Source organism: Blautia sp. OM07-19 (genome assembly GCF_003481595.1).
GTDB classification, from domain to species: domain Bacteria; phylum Bacillota; class Clostridia; order Lachnospirales; family Lachnospiraceae; genus Blautia_A; species Blautia_A intestinihominis.
This window is the reverse complement of sequence record NZ_QULA01000001.1, coordinates 122,030-141,869: the sequence shown is the minus strand read 5'-3', so window position 1 is coordinate 141,869 and position 19,840 is coordinate 122,030. Positions and strand designations below refer to the sequence as shown.

17 protein-coding genes are annotated in these 19,840 nt (G+C 46.1%); 4 read left to right on the top strand and 13 right to left on the bottom strand.

Annotated elements, in window-relative coordinates; all coding sequences use genetic code 11:
• Nucleotides 1–126 precede the first annotated feature (126 nt).
• The 13 genes from DXC01_RS00560 to DXC01_RS00495 form a co-directional block, all read right to left on the bottom strand.
• Nucleotides 127–1,242 carry a substrate-binding domain-containing protein gene (locus tag DXC01_RS00560; RefSeq protein WP_022214495.1) on the bottom strand — a complete coding sequence of 372 codons (1,116 nt, stop codon included), beginning with the start codon at nt 1,240–1,242 and terminating at the stop codon, nt 127–129.
• Nucleotides 1,243–1,362: 120 nt separating this feature from the next.
• Nucleotides 1,363–2,343, bottom strand: a complete 981-nt coding sequence (locus DXC01_RS00555) for an ABC transporter permease (protein WP_118251980.1) — start codon at nt 2,341–2,343, stop codon at nt 1,363–1,365.
• 11 nt (nt 2,344–2,354) lie between these two features.
• Entirely contained in the window at nt 2,355–3,869 is a 1,515-nt protein-coding gene (locus tag DXC01_RS00550) for a sugar ABC transporter ATP-binding protein (protein WP_118251981.1), read from the bottom strand.
• A 20-nt stretch (nt 3,870–3,889) separates the two neighbouring features.
• Nucleotides 3,890–4,867 (bottom strand): ABC transporter permease, encoded by a 978-nt coding sequence (locus tag DXC01_RS00545; protein ID WP_118251982.1) that lies wholly within the window; start codon nt 4,865–4,867, stop codon nt 3,890–3,892.
• Between the two features lie 158 nt (nt 4,868–5,025).
• A complete protein-coding gene (locus DXC01_RS00540; RefSeq protein ID WP_022214540.1) occupies nt 5,026–6,018 on the bottom strand; it encodes a substrate-binding domain-containing protein in 993 nt (330 codons plus the stop codon).
• Complete coding sequence (locus DXC01_RS00535) at nt 6,015–7,802, bottom strand: cache domain-containing sensor histidine kinase (RefSeq protein ID WP_022214541.1); 1,788 nt, start codon at nt 7,800–7,802, stop codon at nt 6,015–6,017. Before DXC01_RS00535 ends, DXC01_RS00540 begins: the two co-directional genes overlap by 4 nt.
• Entirely contained in the window at nt 7,799–9,418 is a 1,620-nt protein-coding gene (locus DXC01_RS00530; RefSeq protein WP_118698163.1) for a response regulator, read from the bottom strand. Before DXC01_RS00530 ends, DXC01_RS00535 begins: the two co-directional genes overlap by 4 nt.
• A gap of 283 nt (nt 9,419–9,701) precedes the next feature.
• Nucleotides 9,702–10,703, bottom strand: coding sequence for an aldo/keto reductase (locus DXC01_RS00520; RefSeq protein WP_022214543.1), 1,002 nt, complete (start codon nt 10,701–10,703; stop codon nt 9,702–9,704).
• 34 nt (nt 10,704–10,737) lie between these two features.
• Entirely contained in the window at nt 10,738–11,667 is a 930-nt protein-coding gene (gene pfkB / locus DXC01_RS00515; protein ID WP_118697999.1) for a 1-phosphofructokinase, read from the bottom strand.
• Nucleotides 11,668–12,720 (bottom strand): galactitol-1-phosphate 5-dehydrogenase, encoded by a 1,053-nt coding sequence (locus DXC01_RS00510; protein ID WP_118697998.1) that lies wholly within the window; start codon nt 12,718–12,720, stop codon nt 11,668–11,670.
• A gap of 314 nt (nt 12,721–13,034) precedes the next feature.
• Nucleotides 13,035–14,549: a xylulokinase gene (gene xylB, locus DXC01_RS00505; RefSeq protein ID WP_118698162.1), complete on the bottom strand. Its 1,515-nt coding sequence runs from the start codon at nt 14,547–14,549 to the stop codon at nt 13,035–13,037.
• Between the two features lie 113 nt (nt 14,550–14,662).
• Nucleotides 14,663–15,673 carry a LacI family DNA-binding transcriptional regulator gene (locus DXC01_RS00500; protein ID WP_118697997.1) on the bottom strand — a complete coding sequence of 337 codons (1,011 nt, stop codon included), beginning with the start codon at nt 15,671–15,673 and terminating at the stop codon, nt 14,663–14,665.
• Between the two features lie 24 nt (nt 15,674–15,697).
• On the bottom strand, nt 15,698–16,549 hold the full coding sequence (locus DXC01_RS00495) for a class II fructose-bisphosphate aldolase (RefSeq protein WP_118251987.1): 852 nt from the start codon (nt 16,547–16,549) through the stop codon (nt 15,698–15,700).
• A gap of 305 nt (nt 16,550–16,854) precedes the next feature.
• On the opposite strand from DXC01_RS00495, the gene DXC01_RS00490 reads away from it, so the two are divergent.
• From DXC01_RS00490 to DXC01_RS00475, 4 genes are all read left to right on the top strand, one after another.
• On the top strand, nt 16,855–17,298 hold the full coding sequence (locus DXC01_RS00490; RefSeq protein WP_022214549.1) for an RbsD/FucU family protein: 444 nt from the start codon (nt 16,855–16,857) through the stop codon (nt 17,296–17,298).
• A 183-nt stretch (nt 17,299–17,481) separates the two neighbouring features.
• Entirely contained in the window at nt 17,482–18,123 is a 642-nt protein-coding gene (locus tag DXC01_RS00485) for a C1 family peptidase (RefSeq protein WP_022214550.1), read from the top strand.
• Nucleotides 18,120–18,473 (top strand): hypothetical protein, encoded by a 354-nt coding sequence (locus DXC01_RS00480; protein ID WP_118251988.1) that lies wholly within the window; start codon nt 18,120–18,122, stop codon nt 18,471–18,473. Before DXC01_RS00485 ends, DXC01_RS00480 begins: the two co-directional genes overlap by 4 nt.
• Nucleotides 18,439–19,773, top strand: coding sequence for a lectin like domain-containing protein (locus DXC01_RS00475; RefSeq protein ID WP_118697996.1), 1,335 nt, complete (start codon nt 18,439–18,441; stop codon nt 19,771–19,773). Before DXC01_RS00480 ends, DXC01_RS00475 begins: the two co-directional genes overlap by 35 nt.
• The last annotated feature ends 67 nt before the right edge of the window (nt 19,774–19,840 follow it).

Sequence of the window (19,840 nt, the reverse complement as noted above, 5' to 3'; positions counted from 1 at the left end):
TTCATCATGGTACTTTTCCCAGAAAATCCGACAGATTTACAGAAAAAAGACATAAAAAAGAAACCCCGGAAAATCCGGGGTTTCTTTTTATGTCTTCAGAACACTGCTTCAAAAGCTGTATTCAGATTAGTCATAAAGGTTCGGAGCGATCTCTTCGTCGTCCATGTTTGTGGAATCATACCAGTATCCATCTGTAGGAACGTCTTCAAGTTCTTCTCCGTTTGCTGCTGCTGTCAGAGCGTAGATTGCATAGTATCCCATCATCAGAGGAGACTGTGTAACTGCTCCGAGGAATGTTCCGTCCTGAACTGCTGCTTTGATGATAGAACCAGCGTCGAAACCAACACCGATAACATCGCCGTTTGCTGCGTCAGAACCAAGAACGTTCAGGTTTGCGTTAGCTGCAAGAACACCTTCTGCTGCTGTCTGGTTGGAACCGAAGATAGCGATGCAGTTTTCTTTGGAAAGGATAGCCTGTGCTTCATTGGAGCAAAGCTCTACAGTTGTCTGTGCCGGAACTGCAACCTGGATAACAACGTCTGCATCTGCTTCTGTTGCATCAGCGCCTTTTGCTGCGTTTACATAGAATTCGTTTCCTGCAACTGCTACTGTTTTGCCGTCAGCCTGAAGAAGTTCAATCATTTTGTCGATGAATCCGCCGCCACGCTGCTGAATGTTCTGAGCTGTAGCATCCTGGTTAACTTCACCGATAACAACCTGTCCGTCTGCATTAGCTACTACGTCTTTGATCGCATCGTACATATGAGTTGCTGCTTCTGCACCAGCCTGTGCGTTGTCTGTGCAGACTTCACATACTACAGATCCTTCCGGAGCATCTGCGATACCTGTATCAAATGTTACAACCGGGATTCCTTTGTCAGCACATGTCTGCAGTGCATCCAGAACAGAAGATGTATCGCATGCTGCAATACCGATTCCTTTCGGGTTGGAAGCGATTGCTGTGTTGATCATGTTAACCTGGTCAGCGATATCGGACTCACTGTTCGGTCCCTGTGGTGTGTAAGTAACACCAAGTTCTTCAGCAGCTTTCTTCATACCTTCCTGAGCTGCATCCCAGTAGGTAGACTGGAAAGATTTAACCATCATCGGGAATTCATATGCTTCGTTTGCTTTCAGATCTTTGAACTGATCCGGGAGATCAGCTGCCATAACTGTTGACATAGACATTCCTGCTACCATTGCTGCACAGATGCTTAATGCTACCACTTTCTTGAAATTCATAACTTACTTCCTCCTTATAAATTATTATATAGTTTTTTTTATTATGATACGTCAGTAGGAATTAGTCTGACGCCCCACATACTTAGTTTGGATAAAGAAAAACTGCAAAGCAGTTTTTCTTTACATAGCTGCTTTTTTCTTTTCTTTGATGATATCGATCAGGACTGCTACGATAAGAACAAGACCTGTGATGATCTGCTGCCAGTTTGCCTGAAGTCCGACATATGGAAGACCGGTCTTCAGAAGCATGATAACGAAGATACCAACAAATGTACCAATTACGGAACCGTAACCACCGGTTGCTGCAACACCACCGACGAATACACCGCCGATCGCATCCATCTCAAGTCCGGCACCGGTACCAGGCTGTACAGTAGGTGTAACTGCTGCATAAGCGATAGCTGCAAGACCTACAAACAGACCACATACTACATATACCATTACATGGTAAAATTTAACGTTGATTCCTGAAAGAGCTGCTGCTTCTTTGTTAGATCCGATCGCGATAGTATAACGTCCGAATTTTGTATGGTTCAGAACGAATTCCATCAGGATAACCAGAAGTACCATCCACAGGAAACCAATTGGATAACGAGAAGCACTTCTTCCTGTACCAACAGTAATCTTGAAGATTGTATGGAACCATCCACCGTCCTGGGTAAGTGCCGGCCACGGTGTTGCGCTGCAGAGAGAACCTGCACCACGGGTGATCATACAGGTACAAAGAGTTGCAAGGAATGGCGGCAGGTTCATGATTCCGATCAGAACACCATTCAGTGCTCCAACGAGGATACCAAGTACCAGACAGAGCAGCATAGCTGCTGCAACCGGCCATCCGTGGCTTCTTACCATTGTTCCAGCGATCAATGCGTAACAAACCATACCAGTTCCGATTGACAGGTCTACACCTCCAGTGATAAGTGGGAAGGTAACACCGATTGCCATCAGAAGATCATAGTAGGAGAAATCGAGCATACTCAAAAGAGTTGTATACTGTCTGAACTCCTTACTCATTATGGAGAATACCGCACTGAGTGCGATAATAACCAGCAAAACAATAAATCTCTGATCACTTAAAATACTTTTTTTCTTCTTAGTCATGACTTTCCTCCTTAATCGATATTCCTTGTAGCCTTATCCATGATGTGTTCCTGTGTTGCTTCAGAAATATCAATATCTCCTGTCACTTTACCTTCGCACATGATGATGATACGGTCACTCATTCGGAGAATCTCTGTCATTTCAGAAGAAATCATAATGATGGATTTGCCTTCTGCTGCCAGTTTACTCATTAACTTGTAGATTTCGTTCTTGGCACCAACGTCGATACCTCTGGTCGGCTCATCGAAGATCAGGATGTCACTGTCTCTGGTCAGCCATTTGGCGATTACGACTTTCTGCTGGTTACCACCGGAAAGGTTTACAACCAGCTGATCACCACTCGGTGTCTTGGTAGCAAGTTCTTTGATGTATTTCTCACTGACTTTTTTCTCTTTTGCTTTGTTGATGAAGATTCCGTTTGTGAATTCTTCCATTGTAGCCAGTGTTGTGTTTTCGTTTACAGATTTCTGTACAACAACACCATATCTTCTTCTGTCCTCTGACAGATAACCGATACCATATTTAACAGCATCCTGCGGTGTATTGATTGTTACTTCACGAAGCTTTCCGGTCTGCTTGTCCATAATGGAAATCTTACCGCTCTGCTTCGGATCTGCTCCAAACAGTGCTCTCGCTGTCTCAGTACGTCCTGCACCCATCAGTCCGGAGAATCCAAGAATCTCACCTTTTCTCAGTTCGAAGCTTACATCCTGAACCATCTTTCCTGCATTCAGATGCTCTACCTTAAGAACAACCGGTGCATCCGGAGCAACCATACTGTGTTCCTTAGGATCTTCGTAAATAACACGACCAACCATCATGTTGATGATGTCTTCTTTTGTACTGTCTTTTGTGATCAGAGTTCCTACATAGCCGCCATCTCGCATGACAGTTACACGGTCTGTGATCATCTTGATCTCATCCATACGGTGTGAGATATATACGATACCGTAATTCTTCTCGCGAAGATCACGGATGATTACGAACAGGTCAGCAATTTCTTTCTCGGTAAGAGCTGCTGACGGCTCATCAAAGATGATAACCTCTGCTTTGTGAGAGATTGCTTTGGCGATCTCACACATCTGCTGTTTACCAACAGTTAAGTTGCTCATCTTTTCTCTTGGATCGATCTCGATGTTCAGATCCTGGAATAATTTCTTGGAGTCTTCGATCATCTTCTTGTCGTCTACACGGATTCCCTTCTTCGGCTCACGTCCGATGAAGATATTCTGTGCAACAGTAAGGTCTCCGACCATGTTTAATTCCTGATGTACGATTACGATACCGGCATCCTGTGCTTCACGGGTATTATGGAAAGCAACTTCCTGACCCTTGTATGTGATAGAACCGGAATCCTTCTGATAAATACCGGTAAGAACCTTCATCAGTGTTGATTTACCGGCACCGTTCTCTCCCATAAGTGCATGTACTTCACCGCGTCTCACTTCAAAGTTAACGTGATCCAGGGCATGAACTCCAGGAAAGGACTTATCAATATCCTTCATTGTTAAGATAACGTCACCCATTGTTTCATCCTCCCTTTCGATCAGTTCTTTCTACGTCTTGCAGAAACATCGGCATATACAGCTACGATTACGATGATACCTGTGATGATCATCTGCTGTCCTTTACCAAGGCCAAATGCCATGATTCCCTGCTGAAGAAGAGAGATAATAAATACACCGATCACAGTACCACCGATGGAAGCAAGTCCACCAACCATGGATGTACCACCCATTACACAACCAGCAATTGCTTCGTTGTTGTACTGATCGCCATAACCTGGCTGAACGGTTGTATATGTAGCTACAAAGAACAGTGCTGCGATTCCTACCAGGAATCCACAGATCACATAAGCAAGCATGTTCCATTTCTTGGTATTAACACCGGAAAGACGAACCGCTTCTGTGTTGGAACCAAGGCAGAGGATATAACGTCCAGGTTTTGTGTTGTAAAGAACAATGCCACACACAACTGCCATTACCAGGAAGATCACCAGACCTACCGGGAAACCTTTGTAAGATACAATGTTACGGAACCATCCGTTTGTCGGGTCACTGCTCAGCGGCCAGCTTACAGACTGTGTCTTGGTGAAGACTGAAGCAATACCTTTGGCGATGTTCATGGATGCCATGGATACGATAAATGCCGGAACTGACAGGTAAGATACCAGCCATCCATTAAAGATACCAAATGCAAGACCGATGAGTACACAGATCACCATTGCTGCTGCACAAGGAACACCATAAGATGTCATGCAGTAACCAGATACCAGTGCACAACAGAACATTACCGGTCCGATGGAGAAATCGATTCCTCCGGTTGCGATTACAAATGTAACGCCCAGTGATAAGAAGCCCAGGAAGTATACATAGTTTAAAGTAGATTTGACACTGTCTCCAACAGGGAACTTACTTCCCAGAACTACTTTAAAGACTACGAACATGAGAACAAGAATACAGACAAGCAGTATTCTGTTCAGGCCGAGCTTTTTCACGATTGGATTTTGTTTGAGCTTTTCCAATTTTTCACCCTCCTTAAAAGTTTACACATATCTCGCGTTTTCTATATAATACCGTTAATTCTGCACAATTGTAATGGAAAATCTTCCAAAAAAAGGTTAAATATTTACGGTTCGTACATAAATATTTAACCTTTTTTATAGATTATTTACTATTTTTCTCAGGAAAGCCTGAGTGTATTAAACGGAAACAGCAGTTTCTCTATTTCACTGGAATACATATTTTCCGGGGTTACCAGTTCACATCCGGAGTTTACATCCTTTTCGTATTTTTTGCCGCGGAGCATGAGAACCGTTTCCTTGACTCCCATATATCCCATCTTAAAAGCCTTCTGTACGACCAGTCCCTTAAAGACTCCGTTCTCCATAAGCTGAACTGCCTCCTGGGAACTGTCCACACCGACTACCTGGATCCGGTCTTTTGCACCGGCCGCCTTGACAGCTCTGGCTGCACCGACAGAAGAATATTCATTCATTCCCGCGATCATCTTGAGATTCGGATATTTTTTCATCAGCTCAACAGTGAGCTGGCGTGACTTCTCGTACTGCGAATCACAGTACACCACTTCCACGATATTGTCTGCCAGTTTTCCGAGACCTTTGCGGAATCCCTCTTCTCTCTCGACGGCAGTAGATACGCCTTTGACATGTGCCACAACCGCGATCTGATCCTCCGGGCCGAGAAGTGTTGCCGCAAATTTCCCAAGCTTTTCTCCCGCTTCCAGATTGTCTGTAGCTACCGTCAGATCCTGTATTGCTTCTTTTGTGTAGGAATCAATAAAGCCGATCCTGATTCCGTCTTCTTTTGCTTCTTTCAGAAGGGCATCCGATTCTGTGAAACTGGACGGTGAAAAAAGAATCGCATCCGGTTTCTTTTCTATTGCCTCCTTCAGAAGTTCATTCTGACGCTCTACGTCATTTTCTTCGGAAGGCGCAAGGATACCGATCTCTGCATTGTATTCTTTGGCTGCCATTTTTGCTCCGAGGATCAGGGATTTCCAGAAATCATTTGTCCCGTCGACAACTTTTGGGATGTAGATCAGAGAAAGCTTCCTCTCCTCGATTATTTTGTGTCTGTACCAGACTGCTCCCCCCAGCCCTCCTATCAGACAGACTACGAGACAGACACTCAGCCATTTTTTATGTTTTTTCATCGTACTGCCTCCTGTCTGCCCGGAATCGTGATCGTTGCTGTGGTTCCTTCGCCTTTTTTGCTCTCATAGGTAATTCCATAGTCATCGCCATAGTAAAGCTTCAGACGTTTCTGCACATTGTAAACACCCACACCGTTCGAATGGTAGTTGACCTTGTGCCTGTCATAAATATGGGCCAGCGTTTCCTCATCCATTCCCACTCCGTCATCGATCACCTGAAGAACCGCATTTCCGTCTTTCATGAATCCCTTTATAATAAGAAGTCCTTTACTCTCTTTGTACTTCAGTCCATGATAAATCGCATTCTCAATGATCGGCTGAAGAACCAGCTTGATCAGTGGGATATGTAATATAGAAGGCTCTACCTCAATCTGAAATTCCAGTTTGTCTTTGTAACGCATTTTCTGAATGGTAAGATAGCCTCGGGCATATTCCACTTCATTTGCGATCGGAACTACTTCATCCTCATTGCTGATACTCTGTCTCAGAAGGCGGGCCAGAGATGCCGTCATCAGCACAACTTCTTCGTTTTTCTTTCCTTCTGCCATCCATATGATAGAATCCAGTGTATTGTACAGAAAATGCGGATTGATCTGTGACTGCAGTGCTTTGAGCTCACTTTTTCGCTTCTGTTCCTGCTCATAGACGTTCTGTTCCATCAGTTCCTGAATACGGTGTGTCATCACATCAAAGGATTTGGTCAGACTTCCTATCTCATTATCGGAGTCTACTACAACATCCGAAATGCTGAAGTCTCCCTCCTGAACCTTCTCCATAGAATCGCGGAGTTTCTGAATCGGAAGCGTGATACTCCGTGCCATAAATCTGGAAAAAAGAAGAGAGACAATCACCAGCAGCACTGCCATAAGCACATAAATACTCTGGGCCTGCCGGCTCTTGCTCAGAAGTTCCCGGACACTGGTACAGTCCACGACCGTCCATCCGGTCTTGTCTGATCTGGAAATGGAGTACAGCTTTCCATCCTTGCCGGTTCCTGTCAGAACTGTATCATCTTCTGTGTCCATGATCAGATTGATATTTTCTGTCTGCAGTTCATTGTAAAGCTGCTGCTGCTGTGGATGATAGACAATATTTCCTCTGGCATCCAGAATAAATGCATATCCCTTGGTTCCCACTGTACTCTGATCACACAGTCCGCTGATCGCGCTGTAGTTCAGATCGATAAAAAAGACGCCTTCTTTCTCACCACTGCCTCCACGGTCACGGATTCCACGGCTCAGAGTGATCACCCACGGCCGCTCTCCGCTGATGATATGCTGCACATGAGAAGAGGTGAGCATCGGTCCTTCCGGACTGTCAAGTGCCTGTGTATACCATTCCTGCGTGTTCAGATCCAGATCTCTGTTCACTGATTTTCTTCCATTATTGATCAGCATCCTGCCGTTTTTGCTGATGATCCCGACGTTTCGGATGTCACTCCGGCTGTCCAGGATCGTCTCAAACTGATTCAGAATACGGTATCTCGCCTCATTGTCGATCTCATCATCAAAAAGATAATCCTGTACATCCTGACTGCTGGAGATCAGATATGCAATATTTTCCATGTAGTCTATGTAGGAATCAATGTTCTGGTTCATCTGTTTGATGATCGTGTGCGTATATTCCGAAGAATTCTCAAAAATAGACGTATTGGTAAATCGCATGGAAACACCGGTCACAATCACAACCGCACAGAGAACCAGAAAAGCAACCGTTGCAAAAATAACGCTCTGAATGCTTTTGAACTTTCCTACGACTACAGTTGCAAGTCCTTTTTTGTTCATTTACGCTTCTCCCTTGCATATTCTGTCGGCGTGCATCCTGTCATCTTTTTGAATGAGATTCCGAAATAATGTGCATCGGCAAATCCGACTCTCTCTGCGATCTCATAGTTTTTCATGGTCGTATTTTCCAGAAGTTCCTTTGCCTTCTCCATTCTGGTGCGGATCAGAACCTCTGTAAAAGTTTCTCCCGTCACTTCTTTGAATATGGTGCTGAAATAACTGGTGCTGATATTAAGATAAGAACAGATATCATTCAGACTCAGGTTCGGATCCATATAATTTTTCTGAATATAATCCAGTGCCATTCTTGCCTGGCGCTCACCGCTGGATGTATTCAGTTCTGTCAGGGCATCATAAACCTGTAAAATATATTCTTTTACGATTTTGCATGCCTGTTCAAAAGATTTCTGCGCCGTTACCTGACAGAGCAGATCTTTTCTTTCGTCGCGGATTCTGGAGATATCGGAAGAAACTTCCTCTCCTGCCACATCCACGACACGGATCACCTGCTGAAGATACATGCAGGCGCGGCTCTTCTCTGCAAATGACTGTTTCACCTGTTCTTCGATGGACTGAAATTCTGCTTCCATTTCTTCTTTTTTGCCGGATTTGAGAAATTCTTTCAGTCTGTCCAGAGATTTTCGAAGATCGATATCCTGTACCGGATGTATTTCCTCCATATCGATCAGAAGGCTTCCCCCCAGAAGATACCGATACTGCAGGGCCTGTACCGCCACATCATGAGAACCGCTGAGTTCTTCCAGAGTCTTTACCCATTTGCCGATTGCCATGGATACTTCTGTTCCCATGACCTTTCTGATCTCTGTCTGAATCTCATGGCAGATTTCCTTGATTCTTCCGTTAAAATTGCGGCTCCATTTTTCCTGAAAAAGCACGCATACACGGTTGTTTCCTTCCTGATAAACAATTCCTGCATTCTCACGGTTCACAATCTCATCGCTGATGTTAAAAAGGACAAATGCCATCAGCGCACTTTCCTGGCGTTTCTCCATATCCAGCTGATACATACCTGAATAAAGATCTATATCAAAAACTGCCACGCGGTATCCACACCCGGAAAGTGTGATTCCCATTTCTTCCAGTTTGTCCAGGCTTTTCTGGATATCTATGGTGCAGTTTACAAGAGCCTCCAGTGTCTTGGATCGTATCACCTGTGCATTTTCGCGATAGTTCTCGGAGGTTTTGGTCAGTGATTCCATTTTGGCTTTTTCTTTGCGAGTCTGTTCTACTTTTTCTTTCATTTTCTGAATTACGCCAGTAAGTTCCATCGCCGTCACCGGTTTGAGCAGATATTCGCTGACTCCGTACTGAATTGCCTTCTTGGCATACTCAAACTCTCCAAAACCGCTGAATACTACGATCACAATATCCGGGTAGTTGTCATGCAGGAAATGGCTTAATTCCATTCCGTCCATATAAGGCATGAGGATATCTGTCAGGACAATATCTACAGGGTGTTCCTGTACAAATTCTGCCGCCTGTTTTCCATTCTCACAGTCACCTACCAGTTCGCAGTCCATACTTTGCCAGTCGATGTTTTCTTTTATTGCATCCCTGACGAGAATCTCGTCATCTACCAGTAGTATCCGATACATTTTTGTCCCCCATTTGTATTTTGTCTGTTTACGTTCCTGTTTACCCAGCATTTTATTGTACCATAAAATAAAAAGTTTTTGAAGTAGGGAGTTTCTGGAATTGTGGGGATGTGTGTGGTGGAGGTGACGGAAGGAAGGAGGGGTGCAAAGCACGCCCGTCCCCACACCAAAGCCGCGTGGCCAAGCAGGGGGAGTCTGAGGGGGAGCTTCGGCCTTCGCAGACTTCGAGATGCTCCCCCTCAGGGTTTTCATATTTTGCAAAATCAAAGGGGATCCAAGGGGATTATTTAACTATGAATCCCTCTTCATCCCACAAATCATGCCAGTCCTTCGCGCCTTCCCACAAAAATACCTGTCCTTTGACAAGTCGGTTTCCTTTTTCGAGGGTTGCGATCTTTGCCATTTCTTCTTCGGTCAGTGGATCTTCTGTGACGCATTTCAGGTTGCTTGCATAGTTATGTACAGAGAATGGAATAGAGATCTCACCTCTCTGGTGTGCCCATTTCAGTGCGATCAGTGCCGGATGTACGCCGTGTGCTTTGGCGATTTCCTGCATTTCCGGTGTCTGCATGTCAGCTACGTCTTCCGGGCAGATATCTCTTTCCGGTCTTCTTGGGGATCCAAGTGGCATATAGCCTACCGGCTGGATGTTATGTGCTACCAGGTAATCGTACTGTTCCTGCTGCTGGAAGCATGGATGCAGTTCCAGTTCACATGCTGCCGGTTTGATCTTCATTAACGGAAGAACTGCTTCCAGTTTCGGAATTGTCATGTTGGAAATACCGATGTAGCGGATCTTGCCTTTTTCTACAAGTTCTTCACACTGGCGGTAAGTATCCATAAATTCTTCCACACTGAACGGTCTGGAATCCGGATTTCTGGAATCTACATCACAGAATGGTGCATGATAGTTCGGGAACGGCCAGTGAATGAAGTACAGATCCACATAGTCGCACTGCAGATCCTGAATGCTCTTTGTGCAGGCCTCTTCTACTTTTCTGTGCATGTCATTCCATACTTTTGTCATGATGAAGAGGTCTTTTCTCTCTACTACGCCTTCATCCATTGCTGCTTTGAAAACTTCTCCGATCTGATGTTCATTTCCATAGCATGCTGCGCAGTCAAACATGCGGTATCCGCTGCGGATCGCACCTGCAACTGCTGCGGATACATCTTCTGCACTTACTCTGTCAGAACCAAAGGTTCCCATTCCCATGCACGGAACTTCTTCTCCTGACGGAAGTGTTACTTTCGGCACGATTGCCGGATCGATAAATTCTGCCATTTTTGTTTCCTCCTGATTTTGATTATATAGTTTTCTACAGTCTCTCAATTTTGATCTGTGGAAAAAGTTTCTCCATATCTTCCATTACAAAGAACCCTGTCTCCTCACGCATTGCTGCTGCCGCTGAGATTGCGCTGGCTCTTCTTAAAGTTTCTTCCAGAGAAAGTCCCTCGCTTAAGCCCAATGCAAATCCTGCGATCATAGAATCACCGCATCCGACTGTATTTACAGCATCGATCTTCGGAACGATTGCACGGAAAATTCCTTCCTCTCCAACTGCCAGGGAACCGTCTGCTCCCAGAGAGACCGCTACAATCTCCACACCTTTTGCATGAACTGCTTTTGCTGCGTCGATGATATCCTGAATATCGTCACAGTGTTTTCCTGTCAGCATACGAATCTCATCAATGTTCGGTTTGATCAGTGTCGGGCAGGCTTCGATTCCCATTTCCAGTAATTTGCCACTGGTATCGAGAATAACCGGTTTTCCTGCTTCCTTTGCAATTCTGACCAGTCGCTGATAGGCAGTTCCGTCAAGACCTTTTGGCACACTTCCTGACATGGAAACCACATCTGCGTCTTTGACCAGTTCTTTGAATTTCTTTTCGAAACCGGTAAAATCTTCCTCTGTCAGAGTAAATCCCGGCTCCAGGAATTCTGTCTGAACATGATTGACTTCATCCCAGATATTGATGCAGGATCTGCTCTCTGCATCTACATGATAAAACTCGCCTTTGATTCCAAACGGTTTGAGAGCGTCTTCGATATAATTTCCCGCGTGACCGCCTACAAATCCGGTAGCTACAACTTCTGCTCCGTAAATGGAGGCCGGTTTGGATACATTGAGACCTTTGCCTCCGGGAACGTAAGAACATTCCCGGACGCGGTTTACTTCGCCTACTTTATAATCATCTACTACATATCGTTTGTCGATCGCAGCATTTAATGTCACTGTCAGTATCATTTATTCTTCCTCGTTTGATAAAAGAATTTTGCCTTTTACAAGTCCCGGTGTCTTGAATAACTGGAACGCTTCCTGGGCCTGGCTCATCGGAATTTTTTTGTAGATGAAGCCCGGATCAAATTTCAGCTGACCGGTTGCAAAGTAATGTGCGGTCAGATCCCATTCACGTCCCGGGAACGGTGCGCTGTAGGACATCCAGGAACCTGTCAGTTTGAATTCTTTACGGTTCATGTTCTCCCACTGTGCCGGTGTAAAGGTCAGATTTTCGTGAGGTGTTCCGATGAAGCATACGTGTGCTTTGTTTGCAGCCAGTTCGAATGCCATATGCATGGTCGGAACCTGTCCTGCTGTCTCAAATACGAATCCGTATCCTTTGCCGCCTGTGATCGCCATTGCTTTTTCCATGTAGCCTTCTTCTTTTGTATTGATGACTTCGTCTGCACCGAGACGTTTTGCAAGGTCAAGACGTTCATCACTGATGTCGAATACGACTACTTTCTTGGAACCGAAGATCTTGGTCCACTGCATGGTGAACATTCCTACAGTACCGCCGCCGAGGATTGCTACGTATTCGCCGCCGTGATAGTCGTTCTGGAATACACCGTGGATCGCTACGGTTGCAGGCTCGAACATTGCGCCCTGTTCGTAGGAAACGCTCTTGTCAAATGGAACTGCATTCTGCTCTGGAACTACTACGTAGTCTGCGTTGCTTCCCTGCTGTCTGGAACCGATGAAGCTGTAGTGTTTGCAGAGAGAGAAGTTTCCCTGCTGGCAGTCGTCGCATTTCATGCATGGGAGGAGTGGTGCGCCGGATACGCGGTCGCCTACTTTAACCTTGGTTACGCCTTCGCCGACTTCTACTACGTCGCCGGAGAATTCGTGGCCGAGGACTATAGGATAAAAATGAACACCGTTGTTCAATACTCGCGGGATGTCGGAGCCGCAGATGCCGGAGTATCTGACGCGGATCTTCACTGTGCCTTTGGATACCTGTGGTTCTTCAACTTCCTGATACTGTACGTCTTCGTTTGCTACTACTACTGCTGCTTTCATAATGTGGTTTTGCTCCTTTCGTCAAAGGGGAGAAACGTACCGCTGTGGCCGCGGTGGGCTGTATCCGAGGGGGCGAGCGCGTCGCCCCCTCGGGCACCCCCTGCGCTTTTTCCTGAAACATGAGCTACGTTATTGATAGTTCTATGTTTTGGTGGGGGTGTTCTCTCCTGGTTATTTATGTTGGTAGAGTGTCCTGTGTGGGGACATACTGTCGAATGTTGTATATTATGATGTTCCTGTGAGGAACGTTGTCCTTAAGGGAACAATATTGCTGGTTATTATATAAATCTGTATCCTCAAGTGGATACAAACTCTTAGTGTTTGATCATCAGGTGGGCCAGGGATTTGTAGAGATCCAGGTAGGTTTGGTAGGTCTGGTCGTAAACTGTTTTGTTGTCCGGATCTGGCTCGTGGTGACGTGTTTCTTTTACGGTCAGGGTTACGGCTTCGTCGTAGTCTTTGTAGAGGCCTGTTCCTACTCCGGCCAGGAGGGCTGCTCCCAGGGTTGTGGCTGTGTCGGAGGCTGGGACTACGATTGGTTTGCCTGTGATGTCTGCCTTGATCTGGGTCCAGAGGTGGGAATTGGCGGAGCCGCCCATGGCTCTGAGGACTTCAACTTTGGCTCCGGCTTCTTCGGCAATTTCTAGGTTGTGTCTGAGGGAAAGGGCTACGCCTTCCATGCAGGCACGGACCATGTGACCTTTGGTTTTGGCGAAGTCAAGGCCGTAGAAGACACCTTTGGCGTATGGATTCCAGATCGGAGAACGTTCGCCGGACATGTATGGGAGGAAGACCATTCCGTCACAGCCTGGAGATACTTTTTCGGCGATCTCGTTTAGCTGATTCAGGGAAGATTCTCCTGTCTGTTCTTTCATCATTCGTTCGTAGTCTGCGAATTCGTGTTCGAACCAGCGCATGACTCCGCCGCCTCCGGTGGTTCCTCCCTGGAGAAGCCATTTGTCCGGGATGACGTGGTAGCCGAGGATCAGTCTTGGATCGGCTTTGTATTCGTCCATGCAGATGCTCATTCCGCCTGCCTGTCCGCCCTGTTCCTGGGTTTCGCCCGGGTGGATGACTCCTGCACCGAGGGTTCCGCACGCTGCATCGAGACCTCCGGCTACAACCGGTGTGCCTTCTGCAAGTCCGCACTCCTGTGCAGCTTTGGCAGTAACCGTGCCGACTACGTGGTCACAGTTGCAGATCTCCGGCAGAAAGTCCACCGGAATTCCAAGAAGTTCACACATTTCTTCATCCCAGCAGGCTTTTTTCATATCGAAACAGTGAAGTCCATATCCCTGAGACACATCCTGTGTGATGGCATCTGTCAGTTTGAAGGCGATATAGCTGTTGGACTGAAGGACCTTGTAGATGTTTTTGTAAACTTCCGGAAGATTTTCTTTATACCAGATGATTTTGGCTGTCGTATAAGATGGCTGGAGAGAATTTCCTGCCACTTCAAAAATCCTGTCTGCACCAATCTCCTCATTCAGCCGGTCACAGATTACCTGTGCTCTGGTATCCATCCAGATCGGTGTGTTGGTAAGAACTTTTCCTTCTCTGTCGATGGCGATGGCTGACCAGCTCTGTCCGTCAATACCGACTCCCGCGATCTCCTCCGGTGCGATTCCGGCTTTGTAAATCGTTTCTTTTGTTGCTTTACAGACTGCGCTCCACCATTCTTCCGGATTCTGTTCTGCCCAGCCTTCCTGTGGATAATATACCGGATAGTCACCATTTGCTGCTGCCAGAACCTTCCCCTCTCTGTCAAACACAGCAACCTTGCACGCACTTGTTCCGATATCAATACCAAGTAAATATGATTTTGTCATTTCTGCTGCTCCCATTTCTCCGGAAAATCCGGATACCTTCTTAATTTTCGTTTCAGAATCAAAAATACCTTTGTCTCTGTCTGAATATCTGCAGGATTTTCAGCCCTGACATCTTACTTTATAATCCCTACGGATTTTCCTTCGATGATCTCCGTCTGAAATTTCTCTGTAAAAAATTCTGCCGGTTCTTTCGCTCCATTTTCAAGATGCTCCAGCATGATTCTGGCCACCTCTTTTGCGATCTCGTCTGTAGGCTGCGATACGATCGTCAGCTTCGGACTGCAGGCCCTTGCAAACTGAAGATTATCAAATCCGATCAAAGAAAGCTGCTCCGGAATCCTGATTCCCAGTTCATTTATCCCGATCATGGCACCCATGGTCATTTCATAGTTCGTCACAAGCACGGCTGTCATATCCGGATTTCTCTGAACCAGTTCTTCCAGCCCGCGGACGCCGCCCTGAATTGTATAATCCCCATGAAAGATCAGGGATTCTCTAACCGGAATCCCGACCTCGTTCAAAGCCTTGCAGTATCCTGCCAGACGCTCCTGTGCAGTAAAAATCCCCTCCGGTCCACCGATGATTCCGATATTCCTGTGTCCCTTCTGTATAAAACACTGCACTGCATCCTCTGCGGCTCTTTTGTTATCAACCAGCACACTGTCGCAGGAAATCCCCTGAATCTTACGGTCGATCAGAACAATCGGTTTCCCTGTCTTCTGAAACTTTTTCAGATGGTTTCCTTCCTCATCCACCGGCATATTGATGATTCCATCCACACGCCTGCGGACAAGAAAATCCACCGCCTCCCGCTCCAGTTCCCTGTCGGTACGGCAGTCACATACGATTGTCGCATAACCGTGACTCCGCAGAATGTCCTCCATTCCCGTGATGATCTCGGCGCAGAACGTATTGTTCAGTTCCGGAATCACAACGCCGATGGTTTTGGTCGCATTGGTCTTCAGTCCTCTGGCAACCTCATTGACTTCATAGTGAAGCTCCTCAATGGCTTCTTCAATCTTTATTCTGTTTTTTTCCCTGACATTCCCGCCATTAAAATAAGAAGAAATCGTAGCCAGACCAAGACCTGTCCGTCTGGCAATATCTTTCATCGTCGCTGCCATTCTGACTCACTGCCTTTTCGTTACTTATTCTGCTTTGCCGTCACATCCGCAGACTTTCATTCTTGCCATAACAAGTTCTTTGACTGCCTGGATTGCTGTTTTGCCATATGCTTTCGGATCAATGGTATCCGGTTTTTCTGCAAGAAGTTCTTTGACTGCTTTGGAGTATGCTGCACGAAGCTCTGTTGCAAAGTTTACCTTGCAGATACCACGTTTTACACAGTCCATAACATCCTCATCACTGAGACCGGATGCTCCGTGGAGAACCAGCGGGATGTCAACAACTTCACGGATCTCGCTGAGACGTTCTTTGTCCAGAACCGGTGTACCTACATAGAATCCGTGTGCAGTTCCGATTGCAACTGCAAGAGAAGTAACACCTGTACGCTCTACGAATTCTTTTGCTTCCTGCGGATCTGTGTTGGTGTCTGCCTCTGCTTCAAGATCATCTTCCTTGCCGCCGACTTTGCCAAGCTCTGCCTCACATGGGATGTTCAGCGCTTTTGCCACATCTGCCACACGCTTTGTCTCTGCAATGTTTGCTTCAAAATCCAGCTTGGAGCCGTCGATCATAACAGAAGTATATCCAGCATGCATTGCCTGCATAGCCAGTTCAAAGCTGCTGCCGTGATCCAGATGAAGGCATACCGGAACAGATGCTTTGGCAGCCTCAGCTGCAACGATTGCTGCATAAGTCTCTACCGTGCCATATTTGACTGTGGATGGAGTTGTCTGGATCATTACCGGTGCTTTCAGTTCTTCTGCAGCCTGGATGATTGCTTTGACCATCTCCATATTCTCTGCATTAAAAGCTCCTACTGCGTATCCGCCTTCCTGTGCCTTTAACAGCATTTCTTTTGATGTTACAAGTGACATGATGTTTTCCTCCTCATCATTATATGTATGATATTTTTATAGTAACTTCATAACCGTTCAGTATCCTCACAGCTATATAAATGCCTGTTACTGCAAAACCGAAACGTTTCCGTTTGACTTCATCATACCTCTGTAACGGCTTTCTGTCAACCGTAAAATATTCATCTTTTACAGGAGAATATTCCCTTGTCAAACCATTCAAATGCAGGTAAATTTTAAGATAGTGATAAAAAGAAGCGTCCCTGTCTGCTCATGCAGATCCGGACACCCTATTTTTTTTATAGAAATGAACGGAGGGCACAGATATGTTAAAAGGAATTCCTGAAATCTTATCACCAGAATTATTAAAGGTATTATGCGAAATGGGACACAGCGACCGTCTTGTAATCGCAGACGGCAACTTCCCGGTTGAATCCATGGGCAAGAATGCGATCACCATCCGCTGCGACGGACACGGTGTACCGGAAATTCTGGAAGCTATTCTCAAAGTTTTCCCGCTGGATACTTATGTAGAGCATCCTGTAAACCTTATGGAAGTTATGCCTGGTGACGATGTAGAAACCCCGATCTGGGATACCTACAAAGAAATCATCCGCAAATACGATGACAGAGGAGACGCAGTTGTAGGAAACATCGAGCGTTTTGCATTCTATGACGAAGCCAAAACAGCTTACTGCATCATCTCCACAAGTGAAAAAGCTCTGTATGCAAACGTTATGCTGCAGAAAGGTGTTGTCATCAACAATTAATCATCGGCCATCTTTTCTTCTGAAATGCTCCGGACTTTATTGTCCGGGGCATTTTTTCATGTTATGATAATTATATGCAAGTCCCCACATTGCTCTTCGCAACCCTGTAGGGGACTTACTTGATTCGTTAAAAAATGCAGTCAGGCACTTTCCTGATCTGTCAAGTTAACAGGAGGATTTTTAATGAGGAAAAAAACACCCCGATTCCTGCGCAGTCTTTCTGTGATTCTCTCTGCCGCTGTTCTGGCAGGAAGTTTCACTCCTGCCGTTCAGACTGTTTCTGCACAGTCCACTGATATTGACTTTATTTCTTCTGACGAAGAGGTGACTTCTTCGGATACAGACATCAGTCTGGAAGATATAGACGAAAACACAGACGCTTCTGCTGAAGCAGCGCCTGACACAGACATCCCGGATATTTCACAGGATTCCTCTGGCACTTCCATTGAAAACGAATCCCCTGCTTCCTCTCAGACAGAAGATGAGGATACGTTCACATCCGGAGATTCCGACGAAACAGCCGAAAACCTGGATTACATTCTCGGCCGTCCTATGACAGAAGAGGAACGACAGGCACAGCTCGCGCCGATGCAGACTTTGACCACCTTTACCCCAGAAGAAGAGGTAAACAGTGATTTTTCGGTCTCTCTCTGCGATATTTTTCCTGAAAGTTACGATTCCAGAGAACAGAACCTCATAACTTCCGTCAAAAACCAGAACCCTTTTGGCATCTGCTGGGCTTTCAGTCTGCTCTCCACAGCGGAAACACCCCAGATGACCATTTTATCCACCAGACCAATTATCATAACGGTGGAAATGGCATGATCGCTTCCTTTTTCCTGAGTACCTGGTCCGGCATGGCTACAGAAGATCAGGTTCCGCTTCCCACGGACAACTCTCACATCCGCGACCTTTCTTCTTCCATGATCCCGGACAGCAGCCTTGCCTATGATACTTCTGTCTATCTTGAAGATGCTGTTTTTTCCGCTTATGACGCAGACAGAGTCAAACTCCTGATTTCAGAGTACGGTTCTGTTTCCACCATGATCTATATGGATAATTCCGGAAAATACTACTGCCCTGACACCGCCGCCTCCTGCTATCCTTTTGACGGTGTGGTTAATCATGCAGTTACTCTTATTGGGTGGGACGACAATTACAAAAAAGAAAAATGACGGAGTCACTGCCAGCACCGCCAGCCTTAATCTCCCGGCCGGTTACTCTGTTGCCAATATTTTTACCGCAAAAGCCGGAAATGGAAGCTATGAAGAACTCGGTGAGATCGTAACCGCTTCCAAAAACGATTATACATCCTACCAGATTCAGGTCTACACAGATCTGAAAAATCCATCCAATCCGGTCAGCGGAACACCTGCCTATGCAGAGCCTTTTGAATACACACAGGCACTCGCCGGAATTGATACCATCCCCCTTCCGGAACCGGTTCTGCTTGCCCCGGGTTCTCAGTATTCCGTTGTCATCACCGTGACCGGAAACCCGGTTTCCTACTATGTGGAAAAATCTCAAGACCTCGGCTGGATCACCGTTTCTGCCGACACCAGCCCGAACCAGAGCTTTTATTCCAGAAATGGATCTTCCTGGATTGATGTTGGGAAGCTTGCAGATCCGTATTGCTTTTCGATTAAGGCGCATACGAAGACTGTAACTTTTGTTCCGACTGTTTCTCCGACACCAACCGTTACTGTAACTCCGACTGCTACTCCAAAACCGACCGCCACTCCGAAACCGACCGCCACTCCGAAACCGCGTACCTACCAGGTAAAATATGTCAAAAATACCCGGCTCAGTGTAGGAAGTCTTCCTTATGATAAGACCAAATACACTTCCGGACGAAATGTCAAAGTTCAGAAAGCACCTTACTGCACTTCCCGTTTCTTCACCGGCTGGAATACCAGAGCCGATGGAAAAGGTACACGTTACTTACCGGGACAGACCTTTAAGATCAAACAGAACATCACTTTGTACGCACAATGGAGCCTGAGTTATACAGCTTCTTCTCTGATCTACCGTGTAACCGGCAGGCAGACCGTCACCTGCTATGGAACTTCCAACAGTCGCCTTGGCAAGGCTGTCATACCACTCACCATCAAATATGCAGGCGTCACCTACAAGGTAACTTCTGTATGGAGCAAGGCCTTTGCCAACAAGAAGAATCTTTCCAGCGTTGTGATCGGACATAATGTTTCTGCCATCGGAAGCCAGGCTTTCTATAACTGCAAAAATCTGAAAGCCGTCACGATCGGTACCGGACTGACACGCATCGGTTCCCAGGCATTCCGGAATGTAAAAGCAAAATGCGTCATCACAATCAAAAGCCAAAAACTCAAAGCCGTTTCATCCAAAATTGACCAGGGCGTAAAGCAAATGACCGTCCGCGTCCCGAAGGCAAAGTATTCTGCTTATAATCGGCTTCTGCGTAAGAAATCAAAAAGCGTTATTATTAAGAAATTTTAACAGCAAACCTCCCCGTTCAGGAATACTGCCATTTACGGCAGATCCGAAGCGGGGAGGTTTTAGTTGA